Raw genomic sequence first — 20,311 nt, forward strand, 5'->3', positions numbered from 1 at the left:
GCGATGATCATCCACGAGGGCGACCTTGACGATCGGCAGGTAATCGCCCTGCTCGACCTGCATGCGCGCGAGATGTCGGATCATTCGCCGCCGGGGACCTGTCATTTCCTCGACCTGTCCGGGCTCAAGACCCCGGACATCACCTTCCTGAGCGCATGGGATGGCGACATGCTGCTCGGTGTGGGCGCGCTCAAGCAGATCGATACGACCACCGGTGAGGTCAAATCGATGCGGGCGAGCGAAGCAGCGCGCGGGCGCGGCGTGGGGTTTGCGCTGCTCGACCATATCGTCGGTCTCGCTCGTGATCGGGGCTATACCGCGCTGAAGCTGGAAACCGGTACCGGTCCTTTGTTCGACGCGGCACATGCGCTGTATCGCCGCTATGGCTTTACCCCCTGCCCGCCCTTTGCCGACTATGTCGAAACCGACTTCAACCGCTTCTACGCACTCGACCTAACCACCGCTTGATCGTACCCGGCAGCCTGCCCTATTGCAGCGCACCATGAGCACCGAATTCCCCTCGCCCAGCGACGTTCCTGTCCGCCTCAAGCCGCTGCCGCTGCTGATCTTCAGCTCGCGCTGGCTCCAGCTGCCGCTCTATGTCGGGCTGATCGTCGCGCAGTGCGTCTATGTGTTCCTGTTCATCAAGGAACTGATCCACCTCGTCCAGCACGCATGGGAGTTCAGCGAGCAGCAGATCATGCTGGTCGTGCTTGGCCTGATCGACGTGGTGATGATCTCCAACCTGCTCGTGATGGTGATCGTCGGCGGCTATGAAACCTTCGTGTCGCGTCTCGGCCTGAAGGGGCATCCCGACCAGCCCGAATGGCTGAGCCACGTCAATGCTGGCGTGCTGAAGGTCAAGCTGGCGATGGCGATCATCGGCATCTCGTCGATCCATCTGCTGCGCACCTTCATCGAGGCGGGGGCGCTGGGTCAGCCGAACGGGCGGATCACCGAGCAGGCGGTTATCTGGCAGACGGTGATCCACATGGCCTTCATTGCATCGGCGATCGGCATCGCCTGGGTCGACCGGATGACGCAGACGAAGAACTGAGTTTTTCGCTCAGTTCCAGTAATCGAGCATGTCGGCCGTGATCCAGCCGTTGACATAATTGAGGTAAAAGGCGGCGAAGAGCGCGGTACCGACGATCGTCGTCCATTTGGCGATTGCCCCCGCCTGAAAGCGCTGGGGCGCGCTTTCCGCCTGGCCCTTGACCAGCGGCTCGCCCGCCTCGACCCCGGTGCGCGCGAAGAACGGCAGCACCAGGAAAAGCGCCAGAAACCAGAACAGGAAATAGATAGCGAGCGCGCTGAACCAGTTCATTGCATCACACCTCGATCAGCATCACGTCCATCACCGGTTTCTTGCCGGTGTAGCGCACTGCGACCCGCCGGGCCGCCAGCCGGATCGCCTCGCGCAATTTCTCACGGTCGCCGCCGCGCGCTTCGGTGACGGCCTTGGCCGCAGCGTCGCTGGCATCGGCGATCAGCGCGTCGCGATCCTCTTCCGCGGGAACGCCCTGGATGCGGACCTCGGGCCGGCCGGCGAGCTTGCCATTAGCCTTGATCGCGACCGCGACGGACATCTGGCCGTAAAGACCCAGCTTGCGCCGTTCGTTGATGGTGGTGCCGTCGGCGGGCAGGATGACGTCGCCATCGAGGACGAGCCGGCCCGCAATCGCATTGCCGACCTTTTGGGCTTGCCGGGCGCCAGGCGAACGATCTCGCCATTATTCTGCACGACCGCATGGGGGATTCCATGCGCGCGCCCGAACCGCGCCTGTTCGGCGATATGGCGCATCTCGCCATGGACGGGCACGAGGATTTCGGGGCGGATCCAGTCATACATCGCCGCCAGCTCGGGGCGACCGGGGTGGCCGGAAACGTGCACGAACGCCTGACGGTCGGTGATCATCTCGACCCCCTTGCCCGCCAGCACGTTCATGATCCGCCCGATCGCCATTTCATTGCCGGGGATCTGCTTGGACGAGAAGACGACGGTATCGCCGGATTCGAGCTTCAGCTGATGTGTCTCGTCGGCGATGCGCGCCAGGGCGGCGCGCGGTTCGCCCTGTCCGCCGGTGGCGATGATCATCACCTTGTCGCGCGGCAGCTTCATCGCCGTCTCGAAATCGACCGTCTCGGGGAAATCGCGGAGATAGCCGGTCGCCTTGGCGACGCGCAGGATGCGGTCGAGCGACCGCCCCGCGACGCACATCGCGCGACCGGTGTCCTTGGCGACCTCGCCCAGCGTCTGAAGCCGCGCGGCGTTGGAGGCGAAGGTGGTGACGAGCACCCGACCCTTGATGCCCGCGATGACTTCGTCGAGCCCCTCCCGAACCGCGGACTCGGAGCCTGATGCTTCCGGGTTGAAGACGTTGGTCGAATCGCAGACCAGCGCCAGCACGCCCTCGTCGCCGACTGCGGTCAGTTCCTCGGCGGTCGAGGGGGAACCCATCACCGGGGTCTCGTCGATCTTCCAGTCACCCGTGTGGAACACGCGGCCATAGGGCGTATCGATCAGCACCGCATTCCCCTCGGGGATCGAATGCGCCAGCGGGACATAGCGGATGCCGAACGGGCCGATCTGGAACGGCTCTTCCTCGCGCACCACGTTCAGCTCGACGCGGTCGGCGATCCCCTCTTCGTCCAACTTGCCGTGGATCAGGCCCGCGGTGAACGGTGTCGCATAGAGCGGCACGTCCAGCTCGCCCGCAAGGTACGGCAGCGCACCGATATGATCCTCATGCCCATGGGTCAGCACGATGCCGAGCAGATCGTCCAGCCGCTCCTCGATAAACTGCAGGTCGGGCAGGATCAGGTCGATGCCGGGATAGTCCGGCGTGCCAAAGATCACGCCGCAATCGACCATGATCCATTTGCCGTGGCAGCCATAGAGATTGACGTTCATGCCGATCTCGCCCGAGCCACCGAGCGCGAGGAAGAGGAGTTCTTTACCGGGGGTCATCTGATCTTTCGTTATCCACTACCGTCGTCACCCCGGCCTTGTGCCGGGGTCCACGACGGGGGAGGCAAGCGCGAAGCTAGAGGCTCAAGGGCCGGGCGTAGGGACAAGTGGACCCCGGCACAAGCATGTCCTGAGCGTCTGCCTTGCAGGTAGTCGAAGGGGCCGGGCCGAGCGACTTCGTGGCTAGGTGCCTTTCCGCTCCCACAGCATCGCCAAGCCCTGAATCGTCAGGTCGGGTTCGATCACGTCGAACACATCGGTCTGCTTCTCGAAAAGCACCGCAAGCCCGCCGGTGGCGATCACCTTCACCGGGCGGCCGATTTCGGCCTTCATCCGCGCGACCAGCCCCTCGATCATCGCGATATAGCCCCAATAGATGCCGATATGCATCTGATCGACCGTGTTGCGGCCGATGACGCTTGTGTTTGCGGGGGCCTCGATCGCGATGCGGGGCAGCTTGGCGGCGGCGGTAACCAGTGCGTCGAGCGACAGGTTGATGCCCGGCGCGATGATTCCGCCCTTGTACGCCCCGGTATAGTCGGCGACGTCGAAGGTTGCGGCGGTACCGAAGTCGACGACGATCAGGTCCCCGGGGTGATTTTCATGCGCGGCAATGATGTTGAGCGCGCGGTCCGCACCGACGCTCTGCGGCTCCTCGACATCCAGCGCGATCGGCCACCCGTCGCGGCCCGCCACCAGTGGCGTGCAGCCGAAATATTTCTGCGCCAGCACCTCCAGATTGTGGAGGGCGCGCGGGACCACCGTGCCGATGATGACGCCGCTGACGACGCCGCGCTCATAGTCCTCCAGCGCAAGCAACTGGCTCAGCCACACGGCATATTCGTCGGCCGTGCGACGCGGATCGGTGGCGATGCGCCAGCGCGCTTTGACCTCCCGTCCCTCGACCAGGGCGAAGACGACATTGGTGTTGCCGGCGTCGATCGCGAGCAGCATGGATTTGTCCTTCAGATCAGGAAGACGTCACCGGCATGAATGACATGCCGCGACCCATCGGCCAAGCGCAGGATCAGAGCGCCATCGGTTGTGAGACCGTCGAACAGGCCGTCATGGCTGGTGCCATCAGGGAGCCGCGCGGTGAGTGCTGTCCCTTTGCGATGCGCGCGGTCGAGCCAGCGTTGGCGAACCGGCTCCAGCCCCTCGCCGCGCCACCGCGACAGCCAGCGGGCGAAGCTGTCGGCGAGCATATCGGCAAAGCTCGCGGCGTCGACCGCCACACCCTGCGCGGCGAGGCTGGTGGCAGGGCGATCGGATAGTTCAGGGTAATGCGCCAGGTTGACGCCGATGCCGACGACTACGGCGTCACTCGCGCGCTCCAACAGCACGCCCGACAACTTTGCGCCGTCGATCAGCAGGTCGTTGGGCCATTTGATCGTCGCGCCGGTGGGCAGGAAGACGCGCACTGCTTCTTCGAGTGCAACGACCGTGACCAGCGCGAGCGCCGACGCCGGCGGGTCGGTCAGACGCACGCGCACGAGGGTGCTGCCGTAGAAATTGCCGACCGGCGATTCCCAAGCCCGGCCCTGACGCCCCTTGCCCGCAGTCTGGCGTTCGGCGCGCAACCACGATCCCTCGCTCGCGCCCGCCGCAGCGAGCGCCAGCATGTCGGCGTTGGTCGAACCGGTTTCGGCTACGACGCGGATCAGAAGAGCGTCCGCGCCGCCGCAATCGACCATGCGCCGAGCACCGGGATCAGCAGATAACCGAGCGGCGAGACGAAGATCGCCGCAGCGGCGATCAGCCCGCCTTCGAGCGCACTGTCACCCTTGGCATAGGCCGGGGCAGGCTCGTCGAAGTACATCGTCTTGACGATCTTGAGGTAATAGAAGGCGCCGATCACCGACGCAGCGATACCGATCGCCGCAAGCCAGAACAGGTCGGCGCGCACCGCCGCCTCGAACACTGCGAACTTCGCCCAGAAGCCGAACAGCGGCGGGATGCCCGCCAGGCTGAACATGAAGATCGCGAGCGCCGCCGCCAATGCCGGGCGCGTGCGCGACAGGCCCGACAGGCTGGCAATCGTCTCGACCGGCTGGCCATCCGCGTCGCGCATCTGGAGCACGACGAGGAAGCTGCCCAGCGTCATCACCACATAGATGGTGAGATAGGTCAGCACGCCCGCCACGCCCTCGGCAGTACCGGCGGCCAGACCGATCAGCGCGAAGCCGACATTGTTGATCGAGGAGTAGGCAAGCAAGCGCTTGATATTCTGCTGGCCGATCGCCGCGACCGCGCCGAGCACGATCGAGGCAAGCGCCGCAAAGATCACAATCTGGCGCCAGTCGCTGGTGACCGGACCCATCGCTTCGATCGCGACGCGGACCGACAGCGCCATGGCCGCAACCTTGGGCGCGCTGGCGAAGAAGGTGGTCACCGGCGTCGGTGCACCCTCATACACGTCCGGCGTCCACATGTGGAACGGTACCGCCGACATCTTGAACGCTAGGCCAGCGAAGACGAACACCAGGCCGAACAGCAGCCCCATACTCTCACCCGCAGCGTAAGCCGACGCGATGTCGCCGAACACCGTGGTCCCGCTGAACCCGTACACCAGGCTGATTCCGTAGAGCAGGATGCCCGACGCGAGCGAACCGAGGATGAAATATTTCAGGCCAGCTTCGGCCGAACGCTCGTCGCGGCGCATGAAGCTGGCGAGCACGTAGGAGGCAAGGCTGTTGAGCTCGAGCCCGATATACAGCGTCAGCAGGTCGTTCGCCGACACCATCATGCCCATGCCCGCGGTCGCGAACAGGATCAGGATCGGATATTCGGGGCGCAGATCCTCGCCACTGGTGCGCGCGAAAAAGCGCGGGGCAATGACGATCGAGACCGCCGCAGCGAAGAAGATCAGCGCCTTGGCATAGGCGGAGAACAGGTCGGCGCGGTACAGGCCATCAAACGCGGTGCCGCCCGACGACGCGGGGCCGGTCAGCGCGATGCCCGCACCGATCAGCACGGCGACGGACACCCAGCTCACCGCGCGCGTCACCGCCTGACCGCCCCATGCGGCGACCATCAGCAGCGCGAGCGCCCCGACCGACAGGACGATCTCGGGCAGGACCATCGAAACTTGTGCGGCGTAGTCCATCAGTGTGCCGCTCCGTGCTCGGCCGATTTATGGTCTTCGGCATGCGCGGCCCTGGCCGCTGCGGGATTGCCGGGGGTCGGAAGGCTGTCACCCGCCGGACGTGCGCGCTCGATCCGGGCAAGCAGCGTCGCGACATCGGCGCGCATCGGCGCGAGGAAGCTTTCCGGGTACACGCCCATCCACAGCACCGCCGCCGCGATCGGGGCGAGCAGCGCCATCTCGCGCTTGTTGAGGTCCGGCATTGCCTTGACGTCGTCCTTGGTGAGGTCACCGAACACGACGCGGCGATAGACGTACAGCATGTACGCAGCACCGAGGATAATGCCGGTCGTCGCGATCAGCGTCGCGAGCGTCGACACCTGGTAGGTACCCATCAGCGCCAGCAGTTCGCCGACGAAGTTGCTCGTGCCCGGCAGGCCGACCGACGCCATCGTGAACAGCATGAACAGGATCGCATATTTCGGCATGTTGATCGCAAGGCCGCCATACCGGTCGATCTCGCGCGTATGCAGGCGGTCGTAGATCACGCCGACGCACAGGAACAGGGCGCCCGATACCAGGCCGTGGCCCAGCATGACCATCATCGCGCCCTCGATCCCCTGACGGTTGAAGGTGAACAGGCCCAAGGTCACGATCGCCATGTGCGCGACCGACGAATAGGCGATCAGCTTCTTCATGTCGTTCTGCACCAGAGCGATCAGCGAGGTCACGACGACCGCGATGCACGACAGGCCGAACACCAGCCAGATCAGCTGCGCCGAAGCCTCCGGGAACATCGGCAGGCTGAACCGCAGGAAGCCGTATCCGCCAAGCTTCAGCAGCACGCCCGCCAGGATCACCGAACCGGCGGTCGGCGCCTGCACGTGCGCGTCGGGAAGCCAGGTATGGACCGGCCACATCGGCATCTTCACCGCGAACGACGCGAAGAAGGCCAGCCACAGCCAGGTCTGGACATCGACCGGGAAGTCATACGCCATCAGTTCGGGGATCGACGTCGTGTCCGCGGTGATGCTCATGTACATCATCGCGATCAGCATCAGCAGCGAGCCGAGCAGCGTGTAGAGGAAAAACTTGTACGACGCGTAGATGCGGTTCGCGCCGCCCCAGATGCCGATGATCAGGAACATCGGGATCAGGCCGGCTTCGAAGAACATGTAGAACAGGAAAATGTCCTGCGCCGCGAAGGTACCGATCATCAGCACTTCGGTGATCAGGAAAGCCGCCATATATTCCGGCACGCGCTTTTCGATCGCGGTCCAGCTGGCGCCGATGCAGATCGGCATCAGGAACACGCTGAGCATGATCAGCAGCAGCGCGAAGCCGTCGATGCCCAGCGCCCAGGCGAAGCGCCCGAAGATCGGCGTATATTCGACGAACTGCCACTGCGGCCCGCCAATCTCGAAATTCGCCCACAGCACGCCGCCGAGCACCAGGTCGATCAGCGTCGCAGTCAGCGCGATCCAGCGCGCATTGTTCGCGGTGGTGAACAGGCATGCGACCGCCGCAACCAGCGGCACGATCAGCATGATGGAGAGAATGCCGCTCATCGCGTGATCACCCAGGTAACGGCTGCGGTCAGGCCGATCAGCATGACGAACGCATAGCTATAGACATATCCGGACTGGAGGCGGCCGCTCCACACACCCGCGAACCTGACCGCCGCAGCGGAGCCGTTGGGGCCGAACCGGTCGATCAGCCCCTCGTCGCCCCGCTTCCAGAACAGGCGACCGAACCAGAAGGCGGGCTTCACGAACAGCACATTGTACAGCTCGTCGAAATACCACTTGTTCAGCAGGAACTTGTAGAGGAGCGAGAAGGTCGCGGTGAAGCGCGCCGGGATGGTCGGCGACTTGATGTACGCGACCCATGCCCCGAACAGGCCGAGCAGCATGACGATGCTGGCCGACAGCTTCACCCACAACGGCACTTCGTGCATCGCGTTCGCCAGATGCTCGTCGAACGCGACCGCGCCCTTCCAGAAGATCTCGCCAGCCTCGGGCTGGATGAAGAACTTGTTGAACGCGAAGCCCGCGAACACCGCGCCGAGGCTGAGCACCAGCAGCGGGATCATCATCGGCAGCGGGCTTTCGTGCGGATGATAGCCGCCGGTCCCGTCCGCCGTCTCATGTGCGCCATGCGCATGGGCATGCGGCTCGTGACCCGCATCTTCCTGCGCCGGCGGGTTCTCCGCATGCGCGACCGCGTGGCCATGCGCCTCGTCATGCGCGTGGTCATGGCCGTGCGAGTCATGCAGCGCGTGCTGGATATGCTCCGACTGGGTCCAGCGCGGCTTGCCGAAGAAGGTGAGGAACATCAGGCGCCACGAGTAGAAACTCGTCAGCAGTGCGGCGAACACGCCGACCCAGAACGCGCCCTGGCCCCAGCCCGATGCGTATGCCGCCTCGAGGATCGCGTCCTTGGAGTGGAAGCCCGCGAACCCGGCATGGAGCCAGTAGATGCCGACGCCGGTGATCGCGAGCGTGCCCGCCATCATCGTCCAGAAGGTGACCGGGATGTGCTTCCGCAGGCCGCCATAGTAACGCATGTCCTGCTCATGGTGCATCGCGTGGATCACCGAGCCGGCACCCAGGAACAGCAGCGCCTTGAAGAAGGCGTGGGTGAACAGGTGGAACATCGCCGCGCCATACATGCCGACGCCCGCAGCGAAGAACATGTATCCGAGCTGCGAACAGGTCGAATAGGCGATGACGCGCTTGATGTCGGTCTGCGTCGTGCCGACCGTCGCGGCGAACAGGCAGGTCGCCGCACCGATAAAGGTGACGAAGCCGAGTGCGATCGGCGCCTGTTCGAACAGCGGCGACAGGCGGCAGACCATGAACACGCCCGCGGTGACCATCGTCGCCGCGTGGATCAGCGCCGAAACCGGGGTCGGGCCTTCCATCGCGTCGGGCAACCAAGTGTGCAGGCCAAGCTGCGCCGACTTGCCCATCGCGCCGACGAACAGCAGCAGGCAGAGCACGGTCAGCGTGTCGACGCGATAGCCCAGGAAGCCGATCGTGCTGCCCGCCATGCCGGGCGCAGCTTCGAGGATTTCGGGGATCGAGATGGTGCCGAACACCAGGAACACGCCAAAGATGCCGAGCATGAAGCCGAGATCGCCGACACGGTTGACCACGAACGCCTTGATCGCGGCGGCGTTGGCCGACGGCTTCTTGAACCAGAAGCCGATCAGCAGATAGCTGGCGAGACCGACGCCTTCCCAGCCGAAGAACATCTGCAGCAGGTTATCGGCGGTCACCAGCATCAGCATGGCGAAGGTGAACAGCGAGAGATACGCGAAGAAGCGCGGCTGATCCGGGTCCTCTTCCATATAGCCCCAGCTATACAGGTGGACGAGCGCCGAGACGCTGGTGACCACGACCAGCATGACGGCGGTCAAGCTGTCGACGCGGAGTGCCCAACTGACGTCGAGATCGCCAGAGCGCATCCAGGTCAGCACCTGAACCACCTGCGGCTCGTTCGCGCCGGTCATGAACCCGATGAACACGGGCCAGCTCAGCCCCGCCGCGATCAGCAGCGCGCCGGTGGTGACGATCTTCGGGAACACTGTCCCGAACGCGCGATTGCTGAACCCCGCGACGATCGCTGCCAGCAGCGGCAGGAAAACGATGAAATGGATCGAAGACATCAAAACAACCCCGTCACCCCAGCGAAAGCTGGGGTCTCGTGCCACGAGGGCGCACGCTGGAGGAGGGAGATGCCAGCTTTCGCTGGCATGACGAGCTTCTTCACGCGCATCAGCCCTTCATCCGATTGACGTCGTCGACCGAGATCGTGCCGCGGCCGCGGAAATAGATGACGAGGATGGCGAGACCGATCGCGGCCTCACCCGCCGCAACGGTCAGCACGAACATGGCGAACACCTGACCCACCATGTCGCCAAGGTACGACGAGAAGGCGACGAGGTTGAGGTTCACGCTGAGCAGGATCAGCTCGATCGCCATCAGGATGACGATGAGGTTCTTGCGGTTCATGAAGATGCCCAGCACGCCCATGGTGAACAGGATCGCGCTGACGACGAGATAATGGGTGATTCCGATCACAGCTCCACCCCCTGCCCGACGGGCTGGTTGACGTTGCGGGTCGCGTCCTTCTGACGCCGGTTGATCTGGCGCCAGACATTCTGCTTCATCACCCCGCCGCGCTGGCGGTGGGTCAGCACGATCGCGCCGACCATGGCGACGAGCAGGATGAAGCCGGCAGCCTCGAACAGATACAGATAGCGGGTGTAGAGCAGCATGCCGACCGCTTCGATATTCGACACCTGGCCGAGTGCAGTGTCGGGGTCGATCGGGGCGACGCGCTTGGCCAGATCGATCTTGCCCGCGCTCCACGCAAAGGTGCCGATGACGATCTCCGCCGCCAGCGCAACCGCGATGGCGAGGCCGAACATGGCGTAGCGCACGAACCCGGCGCGCAGCTCGGCAAAGTCGATGTCGAGCATCATCACGACGAACAGGAACAGCACCGCGACCGCGCCGACATAGACGATGACCAGCAGCATCGCGATAAACTCGGCGCCTGCGAGTACCATCAGCCCGGCGGCGTTGAAGAACGCCAGGATCAGCCACAGCACCGAATGAACGGGATTGCGGGCGGTAATCGTCATCGCGGCGGAGAGGATTACCACCCCGGCGAAGAGATAGAAGGCGATTGCTTGAATCACGGAATCATGTGCCCCTTTGGTGCCGCGCGCTTAACGATAGGGTGCATCGGCGGCAAGGTTCGCGGCGATTGCGCGTTCCCAGCGGTCGCCGTTCGCGAGCAGCTTTTCCTTGTGATAGATCAACTCCTCGCGCGTTTCGGTCGCGAATTCGAAATTGGGGCCCTCGACGATCGCATCGACCGGGCATGCCTCGGCGCACAGCCCGCAATAGATGCACTTGGTCATGTCGATGTCGTAGCGCGTGGTGCGGCGGCTGCCGTCCTCGCGCGGCTCGGCCTCGATCGTGATCGCCAGCGCAGGGCAGATCGCCTCGCACAGCTTGCACGCGATGCAGCGCTCTTCGCCGTTCGGATAACGGCGCAGCGCATGCTCGCCGCGAAAGCGGGGCGAGAGCGGGTTCTTCTCATACGGGTAGTTGATCGTCGCCTTGGGCTTGAAGAGATACCTCAGCGTGAGGGCATGCGCCTTCACGAACTCCCACAGGGTGAACGAACGGACGAGTTGGGCGACGCTCATGCGGGAACTCCAACGCGGTCCAGCATCAGATAGCCGGAAACCAGGAATACGAAGAACAGCGACAGCGGGAGGAAGATTTTCCAGCCCAGGCGCATCAGTTGGTCATAGCGGTAGCGCGGAACGGTCGCCTTGATCCACGAGAAGACGAAGAAGAAGAACAGGATCTTGGCGAACAGCCAGATGATGCCCGGCACCGCATAGAGCGGCGCCCAGTCGATCGGCGGCAAATAGCCACCCCAGAACAGCACCGCGTTGAGCGTGCACATCAGGATGACGTTGGCATATTCGCCCAGCCAGAACAGCGCGAAGCTCATCGACGAATATTCGGTCTGGTAGCCGGCGACCAGCTCCGCCTCCGCCTCGGTCAGGTCGAACGGCGCGCGCGCAGTTTCGGCGAGGGCGGAGATCAGGAACACCACCGCCATCGGGAACAGCAGCGGGTTGAAGCCATAGCCGTTGAACAGGCCAAGGACATGGCCGCGCTGCCCCTCGACAATCCCGGTCAGGTTGAACGTCCCCGCCCACAGCACCACCGCGATCAGCACGAAACCGATCGAGACTTCATAGCTGACCATCTGCGCCGCGGCGCGCACCGCGGAATAGAAGGGATATTTCGAGTTGGACGACCAGCCCGCCAGGATCACGCCGTACACGCCGAGCGACGACGCCGCGAGGATGTAGAGCAGGCCGACATTGATGTTCGACAGCACCACGCCCGCCTGGAACGGGATCACCGCCCACACGATCAGCGCGACGGTGAAGGTGATGATCGGCGCGAGCAGGAACAGCCCCTTGTTCGCGCTCGACGGGATGATGGTTTCCTGAAGAAAGACCTTGAGCCCGTCCGCGAACGACTGGAGCAGGCCGAGCGGGCCGACGACGTTCGGACCGCGCCGCAGCGCGATCGCCGCCCAGATCTTGCGATCGGCATAGATGATCATCGCCACCGCCAGCATCAGCGGCAGCGCGATCAGCAGGATGCCCGCGATCGTCGCGACGAACCACGCCCATTCGAAGGACATGCCGAGGGTGTTCTGGAAAAAGTCGGTCATGCGAACATACCCGTCACCCCAGCGAAAGCTGGGGTCTCAAGAGAATAGAGCGCGCGCTTGCGGCACAAGACCCCAGCTTTCGCTGGGGTGACGAATGAGGAGCGCATCACTCCGCCGCCTCCGCGAAATCCTCGCCGTGGATCAGTTCGGCCGAGCAGCGCTGCATCGTCGGCGATGCGCGGCAGATGGCATTGGTCAGGTAGAAGTCGGCGATCGGGTAAGCGATTTCCTCTTCTCCCTTGGCCCATTCCCCCTTCGCATCCAGCGCGGGCGGGTTCCAGCCAAAGCTGGCGAGCCCTTCGCTGCCCAGCGCCGGCACTTCGGCGGCCATTGCCGCGCGCAGTTCGCCAAAGCTGTCGAACGGCAGCGTCTTGCCCATCACTTCGGACAGGGCGCGCAGGATCGTCCAATCCTCACGCGCGTCGCCGGGGGCCGAAACCGCCTTCTCGCTGCGCTGGACCCGGCCTTCCAGGTTGACATAGGTGCCATGCTTCTCGGCATAGCTCGCGCCCGGCAGGATCACGTCCGCCGCATGTGCACCCTTGTCGCCATGATGGCCGATATAGACGTTGAAGCTGTTGGCGAAGTTGGAGAAATCCACTTCGTCCGCGCCGAGGAAGAAGGTCAGCTTGGGGCTTGCCGCGACGATGTCGGCAATGCCGCCCTTCGACGCGAAACCGAGCATCAAGCCGCCCATGCGGCTCGCCGCCATGTGCAGCACGTTGAAGCCGTTCCAGCCTTCGCGCACAAGGTTCAGCTTCTTCGCCAGCGCCAATGCCGCGCCATGCCCGTTCTTGAGCGCCGCGCCGCCGACGATCACCATCGGGCGTGCCGCATCCTTGAACGCATCCGCCGCCGCCTTGGGCAGCTTGCCGAGCAGGCCGAGATCGTTGCCGAGCCACGTCGTTTTGTAGGTCAGGTCGGTTTCCGGCCCGATTGCGAAGACCTTGGCGCCGCGCTTGATCGCCTTGCGCACGCGGGTGTTCACCAGCGGCGCTTCCCAGCGCAGGTTCGTTCCGACCAGCAGGATCACGTCCGCCGTTTCGACACCCGCGATCGTGGTGTTGAAATTTACCGCCGACAACGACGACGTGTCATACGCCATGCCGGTCTGACGCCCTTCGAGCAGGGTCGAGCCGAACGACTGGACCAGCTTCTTGGCGGCGAAGATCGTCTCGCAATCGAGCAGGTCGCCATGGATCGCGGCAACCTTGTCGCCCGCACCCTTGGCCGCGACGGCGATCGCCGCGAACGCCTCGTCCCATGTCGCTTCGACCAGTCTGCCGTCCTTGCGGACATAGGGCTTGTCGAGCCGGCGGAAGCTGAGGCCGTCGACATGGTGGCGCGTCTTGTCGTGCGCCCATTCCTCGTTCACGTCTTCGTTGATGCGCGGGAGGACGCGCAGCACGCCGCGACCGCGGCTGTCGATGCGGATATTGGTGCCGACCGCGTCCATCACGTCGATCGCCAGCGTCTTCTTCAGCTCCCACGGCCGCGCTTCGAACGCATAGGGCTTCGACGTCAGCGCGCCGACCGGGCACAGGTCGACGACATTGCCCGACAGTTCGGACGTGACCGCCTTCTCCAGATACGACGTGATCTGCATATTCTCGCCGCGATAGATCGCGCCGATCTCCTCCACGCCCGCGACCTCTTCGGCAAAGCGGACGCAGCGGGTGCACTGGATGCAGCGGGTCATCACCGTCTTGACGATGGGGCCCATGTACTTCTCGGTCACCGCGCGCTTGTTCTCGGTGTAGCGGCTGTGCCCGCGCCCGTACGCGATCGACTGGTCCTGCAGATCGCACTCGCCGCCCTGATCGCAGATCGGGCAATCGAGCGGGTGGTTGATCAGCAGGAACTCCATCACGCCTTCGCGCGCGGCCTTCACCATCGCGCTGTCGGTGCGGACGTCCTGATTGTCGGCGGCGGGCAGCGCGCACGACGCCTGCGGCTTGGGCGGCCCGGGCTTCACCTCGACCAGGCACATGCGGCAATTGCCCGCGATGCTGAGGCGCTCGTGATAGCAGAAACGCGGGATTTCCTTGCCCGCAGCCTCGCACGCCTGGAGCACGGTGGCACCTGCGGGGACTTCGACTTCGATCCCGTCTACGGTCAGCTTGGGCATTATTCCGCTGCCTCTTGCATTGGCGAAAGTCCCCCGCCCTGCTTTTCGATGATCCGGCGCTCCATTTCGGGCCGGAAATGCTTGATCAGCCCCTGGATCGGCCATGCCGCCGCGTCGCCGAGCGCGCAGATGGTGTGGCCTTCGACCTGCTTGGTGACGTTGAACAGCGTGTCGATCTCGCTGATGTCGGCGTCGCCGGTGCGCATCCGCTCCATCACGCGCCACATCCAGCCGGTGCCCTCACGGCACGGGGTGCACTGGCCGCAGCTCTCATGCTTGTAGAAATAGCTGATGCGGCTGATCGCGGCGACGATGTCGGTGGACTTGTCCATCACGATCACGGCGGCGGTGCCCAGGCCCGATCCGAGCGAGCGCAGGCCGTCGAAATCCATCGGCGCGTCCATGATCTCCGCCGCCGGAACCAGCGGCACCGACGATCCGCCAGGGATCACGGCGAGCAGGTTGTCCCAGCCGCCACGAATGCCGCCGCAATGCTTTTCGATCAGCTCGCGGAACGGGATCGACATGCTTTCCTCGACCACGCACGGCTTTTCGACGTGCCCGCTGATCTGGAACAGCTTGGTGCCCTTGTTGTTCTCACGGCCAAAGCTCGCGAACCATTCGGGGCTGCGGCGCAGGATCGTGGGCGCAACCGCGATCGATTCCACATTGTTGACCGTGGTCGGGCAGCCATAAAGGCCCGCGCCCGCCGGGAAGGGCGGCTTGAGGCGCGGCTGGCCCTTCTTGCCCTCCAGGCTCTCGATCATCGCGGTCTCTTCGCCGCAGATATAGGCGCCCGCGCCGCGATGGCAGAAGACGTCGAAATCATAGCCCGAACCGCAGGCATTCTTGCCCAGCAGGCCCTTGGCGTAGGCTTCCTCGATCGCCTTGAACAGCGTCTCGGCCTCGCGGATATATTCGCCGCGAATATAGATATAGGCCGCACGCGCGCGCATCGCGAAGCCCGCGACCAGCGCGCCTTCGAGCAGCAAATGCGGGTCGTGGCGGATGATCTCGCGGTCCTTGCACGAACCCGGTTCGGATTCGTCGGCATTGATGACCAGGAAGCTCGGCCGCTCGGGCGTCGGGTTCTTGGGCATGAAGCTCCACTTCATGCCGGTCGGGAACCCCGCCCCGCCGCGCCCGCGCAGGCCCGACGCCTTGATCTTCTCGATGATCGTGTCGGGGCCGAGTTCGAGCAGCTTCTTGGTATTGTCCCACGCGCCGCGTTTGATCGCAGCGTCCAGGGTCCACGGCTGATAGCCGTAGAGGTTGGTGAAAATCCGGTCCTTGTCCGCGAGCATCTTAGCGCGGCCCCCCCGATACGCTTGTTGTCCTTGACCGCGAGATAGATCGCGACGCCCGCGCCGATGACGAGCAGCGGCACGAACAGCTTCGCGGCGAGCTTCAGCGCCCAGATTGCGACGACGATGCCACCGATGATGGCGAGGATCGTGAAGATCGTGTTCTTGCTCACCATTCGCTCCTGTAATCGTGGTTTTCGGACACCATTGCGGTCAGCGTGGTCGGGCCGCCAAGCGGCTCGACGGTGTGGCGGCCGGGCTCCTGCGTGCCCGCCTTGGGGCTCTTGCCCTGCGCCAGCGCGTCGAGGATCGCGACGGTGCGGTCGTAGTTCAGATCCTCGAAATTATCGTCGTTGATCTGGACCATCGGCGCGGAGGCGCAATTGCCCATGCACTCGACCTCGGTCAGCGTGAACAAGCCGTCGGGCGTGGTCTTGCCCTTGGCCATGCCGCGGTTCTTGCACGCGGCGAACACCTCGTCCGATCCGCGCAGCCAGCACGGCGTCGTGCCGCACACCTGCACATGATATTTGCCGACCGGTTGCAGATTGAACATGGTGTAGAAAGTCGCGACCTCGAGCACGCGGATCACCGCCATGTCGAGCTCACGCGCGACGAATTCGATCACCGGGATCGGCAGCCAGCCCTGCGTATCCGTCTCCGCCCCGACCTGACGCTGGGCGAGGTCGAGATAGGGGATGGTGCAGCTCATCTGCCGCCCCTCGGGATAGCGCGCGCGGATGGTCGCCGCCTTTTTGGCGTTCTCCGCCGTCCAGGCGAACCCGCCCCAGCGTGCGCGGAGTTCCGGCGTGTCTTCGATTGCGTTTGCGTCAGCCATACCAGTTCAACCTATGCCCGGCCGCGAGGAGGCAGGGAAAATCTCGATCGAGACAACTTTTGACCCGTCGAACAGAAGTTCGGTCACCCACATCACCTCCTTGCGATCCTCCCGACACCTCCAAAGGATTGACGAGAGGTTCGGTGCGCGGGGCTGAGACAGCACAGCAGGCTTGCACGACTTGAACGCCTTCAACTGTGCCGCCTGCTCGGCCGTCAGCGCCTGGACCACGCCGGTGGCGACCGGATCGCGATCTTTCGCTACGGCAGCGATAAACTGATGGCTGATACGGATCCGCACCGATTCAGATGGGCCATTCGCCGCCATAGCAAAAGAATTGCGAGAACGCTCACCGGATGAACTCCACGCGGCTCACCTTGTCGCCGCTGAAGGTGTAGATGGACATGACCTCGAACTGCTCGCCATCGGGCGCGCGCGAGACCGTTTCGTGGAGCAGCACCGTCTCGCCCAGCTCATAGCTGGCGAGGATGTCGGCGCGGTTGTGCGGGAACTGGGCGAACATCGCCTTCAGCCCCGCGCGGACGCCTTCCTTGCCTTCACGCAGCACCGCACCGCGATAGCCCGCTTCACAGGCATCGTCGGTCATCAGCGCGACATAGGCGTCGGCATCCTGCGCGTTGTAATGCGCGATCATTTCGTGCGCGGTCGCGATGCGGGTGCTCACGGCCGCGTCGTGGAGGGTGAGGGTGTCAGCCATTTTTGTATTCCGAAGAAAGACTTTCCCGCACGTCCTTCTGATACCGACGCTCGCCTTGGCGAGCGACAGCGCGCATCAACGCGGCATAGTATCCTGCGCCAACAACCAACCCGGTCACAAGTACGGACCAAAACGCGGCGCCCTGAGAGACTTCGCGCCAAATCACCACAGCAAAGAGCGCAACCGCCGCTGCAGGTCCGATCAGAAAAATGAGATTGGCGGCGCTCAGGAGGTCCCCCCGCTCATCCAACCACTCTGCTAGCCGCGCAATCACCGGTCACACTCCCCGAACACGATATCCATCGCGCCCAGAATCGCGGTGATGTCCGCCAACATGTGCCCGCGCGACATGAAGTCCATTGCCTGCAAGTGGCTGAATGCGGTCGGGCGGATTTTTGCAGCGATAGGGTTTGTTCGACCCGTCGCTGACCATGTAGATGCCGAACTCGCCCTTGGGGCTTTCGGTCGCGACGTACACTTCGCCTGCGGGGACGTGGAAACCCTCGGTATAGAGTTTGAAGTGATGGATCAGCGCTTCCATCGACTGCTTCATCTCGGCGCGCTTGGGCGGCACCACCTTGCGGTCGAGCGATGCGATCGGGCCCGACGGCATATCGTTCAGGCACTGCTTCATGATGCGCGCGGACTGGTACACTTCCTCGACGCGGACCATGAAGCGGTCATAGCAATCGCCGCGCGTGCCGACCGGGATTTCGAAATCCATGCGGTCATACACGTCATAGGGCTGCGACTTGCGCAGATCCCACGGAATACCGGCGGCGCGGATCATCGGGCCGGAAAAGCCCCATTTGACCGCGTCGTCGCGATTGACGATCGCGATGTCGACATTGCGCTGCTTGAAGATGCGGTTCTCCGCCACCAGGCTGATCGCGTCGCCGAACAGCTGCGGCAGGCGCGTGTCGAGCCAGTCGCCGATATCGGTCAGCAGCTTGAGCGGCACGTCCTGATGCACGCCGCCGGGACGCAGGTAATTATGGTGCATGCGCGCGCCGGACATGCGCTCGAAGAAATTGAGGCAGTCCTCGCGCAGCTCGAACATCCACAGGTTCGGCGTCATCGCGCCGACGTCCATCACGTGCGCGCCGAGGTTGAGCATGTGGTTGCAGATGCGGGTCAGCTCGGCAAAGAACACGCGCAGATATTGCGCACGCACCGGTACTTCCAGGTCGAGCAGCTTTTCGACCGCGAGCACGAAGCTGTGCTCCATCGCCAGCGGCGAGCAATAGTCGAGGCGATCCATGTACGGGAGCGCCTGGGTATAGGTCTTGTACTCGATCAGCTTTTCGGTGCCGCGATGGAGCAGGCCGACATGCGGATCGATCCGCTCGATAATCTCGCCATCCAGTTCGGTGACGAGGCGCAACACGCCGTGCGCCGCCGGGTGCTGCGGCCCGAAGTTGATCGTGTAGTTGGCGATCGCCGTGTCGCCCGTGCTGGGATCGCCCGCATCGGTGCGACCCGCGATTTCGTCGAGATATTCGGCCATTATGCCTCATCCCCCTTCTTCGCGCGCGGCTTGGCGGGCTTGCGGGGCTTCTTCACAACATCGGGATTTGCGGGCGCCGGGCCGGCACCGGGCGACGCCTTGCCGATGCCGGTGTCCTGCGGACCGTCGCTGGTCTTGGGCTTGCGCACGCGCGCCTTGACCGGCTTGTCGGCAGCATCCGACTTGGCGACCGCATCGGCGGTTGCAGGAGTCGGCGCACCCTTGGCTGCGGGCGCGGCGGCAGGCTTTTCCTCGACCTTGACGGCGGGCGGCGGCGCGGGGGGAGCGGGCGGCGGTGGCGGCGCGACGTACTTCTCGTCGCCGGGCAGGATATATTCCGCCCCTTCCCACGGACTCATGAAGTCGAAATTGCGGAAGTCCTGCGCCAGCTGAACCGGCTCATAGACCACGCGCTTGTCGGCTTCGGAGTAACGCAGCTCGACAAACCCGGAGAGCGGGAAGTCCTTGCGCTGCGGATGGCCGCGGAACCCGTAATCGGTAAGGATGCGGCGCAGGTCCGAATTCCCTTCGAACAGCACGCCGTACATGTCGTACACTTCGCGCTCGAGCCAGCCGGCGACCGGCCAGATCGAGGTGACCGACGGCACCGGCTGAACCTCGTCCGTCGTCACGCGGACGCGGATGCGGTGGTTGCGGGTGTAGCTGAGCAGCATGTAGCAGACGTCGAACCGCTCGGCGCGCTCGGGATAATCGACCCCGGCAACCTCCATCAGCGCCTGATAGTGCAGCCCCGCGCCGTCGCGCAGCGCGATCATCGCCTCCGGCAACCGCGCGCGATCGACGGTCAGATTGACCTCACCGACCAGATCGGTCGCCTCGACCAGCATGTCGCCCAGCGCCGCCTGCGCAGCCGCGATCACGCCGTCATTGGCGGCGTATTTCGGAGCCGGGGCCTTCACCGCGTCACCGTGCCGATGCGGCGGATCTTCCGCTGAAGCTGCATCACGCCGTACAGCAGAGCCTCGGCAGTCGGCGGGCAACCGGGGACATAGATGTCGACCGGCACGATCCGGTCACACCCGCGCACGACGCTGTAGCTATAATGATAATAGCCGCCGCCATTGGCGCAGCTGCCCATCGAGATAACGTATTTCGGCTCCGACATCTGGTCGTAGACGCGGCGCAGCGCCGGGGCCATCTTGTTGCACAACGTACCCGCGACGATCATCACGTCCGACTGGCGCGGGGATGCGCGCGGGGCGGCGCCGAACCGCTCCATGTCATAGCGCGGCATATTGACATGGATCATCTCGACCGCGCAGCAGGCAAGGCCGAAGGTCATCCACCACAGGCTGCCGGTGCGCGCCCACTGGAACAGATCTTCGGTCGAGGTGACGAGGAAGCCCTTGTCGTTGAGCTCGCCATTCAGGTCGTTGAAGAACGACTGATCGGGTTGAACGATCGCGCCGCCCGCCATCGGCTGCCCCTGCGCGTTCAGGATCGGAGAAGTCTGGTTCACGTTA

20 protein-coding genes and 2 pseudogenes are annotated in these 20,311 nt (G+C 64.2%); 2 read left to right on the forward strand and 20 right to left on the reverse strand.

Annotated elements, in window-relative coordinates:
• Positions 1 to 3: 3 nt before the first annotated feature.
• Together LRS12_RS19565 and LRS12_RS19570 are read left to right on the forward strand one after the other, a co-directional pair.
• A complete protein-coding gene (locus tag LRS12_RS19565) occupies positions 4 to 468 on the forward strand; it encodes a GNAT family N-acetyltransferase (RefSeq protein WP_257846127.1) in 465 nt (154 codons plus the stop codon).
• 34 nt (positions 469 to 502) lie between these two features.
• Positions 503 to 1,057: a TIGR00645 family protein gene (locus LRS12_RS19570; RefSeq protein WP_257846128.1), complete on the forward strand. Its 555-nt coding sequence runs from the start codon at positions 503 to 505 to the stop codon at positions 1,055 to 1,057.
• Positions 1,058 to 1,066: 9 nt separating this feature from the next.
• Here the strand turns inward: LRS12_RS19570 and LRS12_RS19575 are convergent, their stop codons facing one another.
• The 20 genes and pseudogenes from LRS12_RS19575 to LRS12_RS19670 all read right to left on the reverse strand — a co-directional run bounded on the left by LRS12_RS19575 (position 1,067) and on the right by LRS12_RS19670 (position 20,265).
• Positions 1,067 to 1,327, reverse strand: a complete 261-nt coding sequence (locus LRS12_RS19575; RefSeq protein WP_257846129.1) for a DUF1467 family protein — start codon at positions 1,325 to 1,327, stop codon at positions 1,067 to 1,069.
• Between the two features lie 4 nt (positions 1,328 to 1,331).
• Positions 1,332 to 2,971 (reverse strand): annotated as a pseudogene (locus LRS12_RS19580) (ribonuclease J).
• A 183-nt stretch (positions 2,972 to 3,154) separates the two neighbouring features.
• Complete coding sequence (locus LRS12_RS19585; protein WP_257846130.1) at positions 3,155 to 3,925, reverse strand: type III pantothenate kinase; 771 nt, start codon at positions 3,923 to 3,925, stop codon at positions 3,155 to 3,157.
• A gap of 11 nt (positions 3,926 to 3,936) precedes the next feature.
• A complete protein-coding gene (locus LRS12_RS19590; protein WP_257846131.1) occupies positions 3,937 to 4,665 on the reverse strand; it encodes a biotin--[acetyl-CoA-carboxylase] ligase in 729 nt (242 codons plus the stop codon).
• A complete protein-coding gene (nuoN, locus tag LRS12_RS19595) occupies positions 4,632 to 6,077 on the reverse strand; it encodes an NADH-quinone oxidoreductase subunit NuoN (protein ID WP_257846132.1) in 1,446 nt (481 codons plus the stop codon). Before nuoN ends, LRS12_RS19590 begins: the two co-directional genes overlap by 34 nt.
• Positions 6,077 to 7,624: an NADH-quinone oxidoreductase subunit M gene (locus LRS12_RS19600; RefSeq protein WP_257846133.1), complete on the reverse strand. Its 1,548-nt coding sequence runs from the start codon at positions 7,622 to 7,624 to the stop codon at positions 6,077 to 6,079. The genes nuoN and LRS12_RS19600 overlap by 1 nt, the downstream gene beginning before the upstream one ends.
• Positions 7,621 to 9,726 (reverse strand): NADH-quinone oxidoreductase subunit L, encoded by a 2,106-nt coding sequence (gene nuoL, locus LRS12_RS19605; protein WP_257846134.1) that lies wholly within the window; start codon positions 9,724 to 9,726, stop codon positions 7,621 to 7,623. The genes LRS12_RS19600 and nuoL overlap by 4 nt, the downstream gene beginning before the upstream one ends.
• Positions 9,727 to 9,835: 109 nt before the next feature.
• Positions 9,836 to 10,141, reverse strand: coding sequence for an NADH-quinone oxidoreductase subunit NuoK (gene nuoK / locus LRS12_RS19610; RefSeq protein ID WP_257846135.1), 306 nt, complete (start codon positions 10,139 to 10,141; stop codon positions 9,836 to 9,838).
• Positions 10,138 to 10,764: an NADH-quinone oxidoreductase subunit J gene (locus tag LRS12_RS19615; protein WP_257846136.1), complete on the reverse strand. Its 627-nt coding sequence runs from the start codon at positions 10,762 to 10,764 to the stop codon at positions 10,138 to 10,140. The genes nuoK and LRS12_RS19615 overlap by 4 nt, the downstream gene beginning before the upstream one ends.
• A 30-nt stretch (positions 10,765 to 10,794) precedes the next feature.
• Positions 10,795 to 11,280: an NADH-quinone oxidoreductase subunit NuoI gene (nuoI, locus tag LRS12_RS19620; protein WP_257846137.1), complete on the reverse strand. Its 486-nt coding sequence runs from the start codon at positions 11,278 to 11,280 to the stop codon at positions 10,795 to 10,797.
• The gene (gene nuoH, locus LRS12_RS19625; protein ID WP_257846138.1) at positions 11,277 to 12,332 is read right to left on the reverse strand and encodes an NADH-quinone oxidoreductase subunit NuoH; all 1,056 of its coding nucleotides are present in this window, start codon (positions 12,330 to 12,332) and stop codon (positions 11,277 to 11,279) included. The genes nuoI and nuoH overlap by 4 nt, the downstream gene beginning before the upstream one ends.
• A 106-nt stretch (positions 12,333 to 12,438) precedes the next feature.
• Complete coding sequence (gene nuoG / locus LRS12_RS19630; RefSeq protein WP_257846139.1) at positions 12,439 to 14,460, reverse strand: NADH-quinone oxidoreductase subunit NuoG; 2,022 nt, start codon at positions 14,458 to 14,460, stop codon at positions 12,439 to 12,441.
• Positions 14,460 to 15,764 (reverse strand): NADH-quinone oxidoreductase subunit NuoF, encoded by a 1,305-nt coding sequence (gene nuoF, locus LRS12_RS19635; protein WP_257846140.1) that lies wholly within the window; start codon positions 15,762 to 15,764, stop codon positions 14,460 to 14,462. The genes nuoG and nuoF overlap by 1 nt, the downstream gene beginning before the upstream one ends.
• Before the next feature lie 169 nt (positions 15,765 to 15,933).
• The gene (locus LRS12_RS19640; protein WP_257846141.1) at positions 15,934 to 16,602 is read right to left on the reverse strand and encodes an NAD(P)H-dependent oxidoreductase subunit E; all 669 of its coding nucleotides are present in this window, start codon (positions 16,600 to 16,602) and stop codon (positions 15,934 to 15,936) included.
• Positions 16,603 to 16,608: 6 nt separating this feature from the next.
• Positions 16,609 to 16,929, reverse strand: coding sequence for a hypothetical protein (locus tag LRS12_RS19645; protein WP_257846142.1), 321 nt, complete (start codon positions 16,927 to 16,929; stop codon positions 16,609 to 16,611).
• A gap of 22 nt (positions 16,930 to 16,951) precedes the next feature.
• Positions 16,952 to 17,320 (reverse strand): nuclear transport factor 2 family protein, encoded by a 369-nt coding sequence (locus tag LRS12_RS19650; protein WP_257846143.1) that lies wholly within the window; start codon positions 17,318 to 17,320, stop codon positions 16,952 to 16,954.
• Complete coding sequence (locus tag LRS12_RS19655) at positions 17,313 to 17,594, reverse strand: hypothetical protein (protein WP_257846144.1); 282 nt, start codon at positions 17,592 to 17,594, stop codon at positions 17,313 to 17,315. The genes LRS12_RS19650 and LRS12_RS19655 overlap by 8 nt, the downstream gene beginning before the upstream one ends.
• Positions 17,591 to 18,827: pseudogene (locus LRS12_RS19660) on the reverse strand (NADH-quinone oxidoreductase subunit D). The gene LRS12_RS19655 and the pseudogene LRS12_RS19660 overlap by 4 nt, the downstream one beginning before the upstream one ends.
• Positions 18,827 to 19,747, reverse strand: coding sequence for an NADH-quinone oxidoreductase subunit C (locus tag LRS12_RS19665; RefSeq protein ID WP_257846145.1), 921 nt, complete (start codon positions 19,745 to 19,747; stop codon positions 18,827 to 18,829). Before LRS12_RS19665 ends, LRS12_RS19660 begins: the two are co-directional and overlap by 1 nt.
• The gene (locus LRS12_RS19670; RefSeq protein WP_257846202.1) at positions 19,744 to 20,265 is read right to left on the reverse strand and encodes an NADH-quinone oxidoreductase subunit B family protein; all 522 of its coding nucleotides are present in this window, start codon (positions 20,263 to 20,265) and stop codon (positions 19,744 to 19,746) included. The genes LRS12_RS19665 and LRS12_RS19670 overlap by 4 nt, the downstream gene beginning before the upstream one ends.
• Positions 20,266 to 20,311 lie beyond the last annotated feature (46 nt).

The sequence above is a fragment of the Sphingomonas sp. J344 genome (assembly GCF_024700005.1).
GTDB lineage: Bacteria > Pseudomonadota > Alphaproteobacteria > Sphingomonadales > Sphingomonadaceae > Sphingomonas.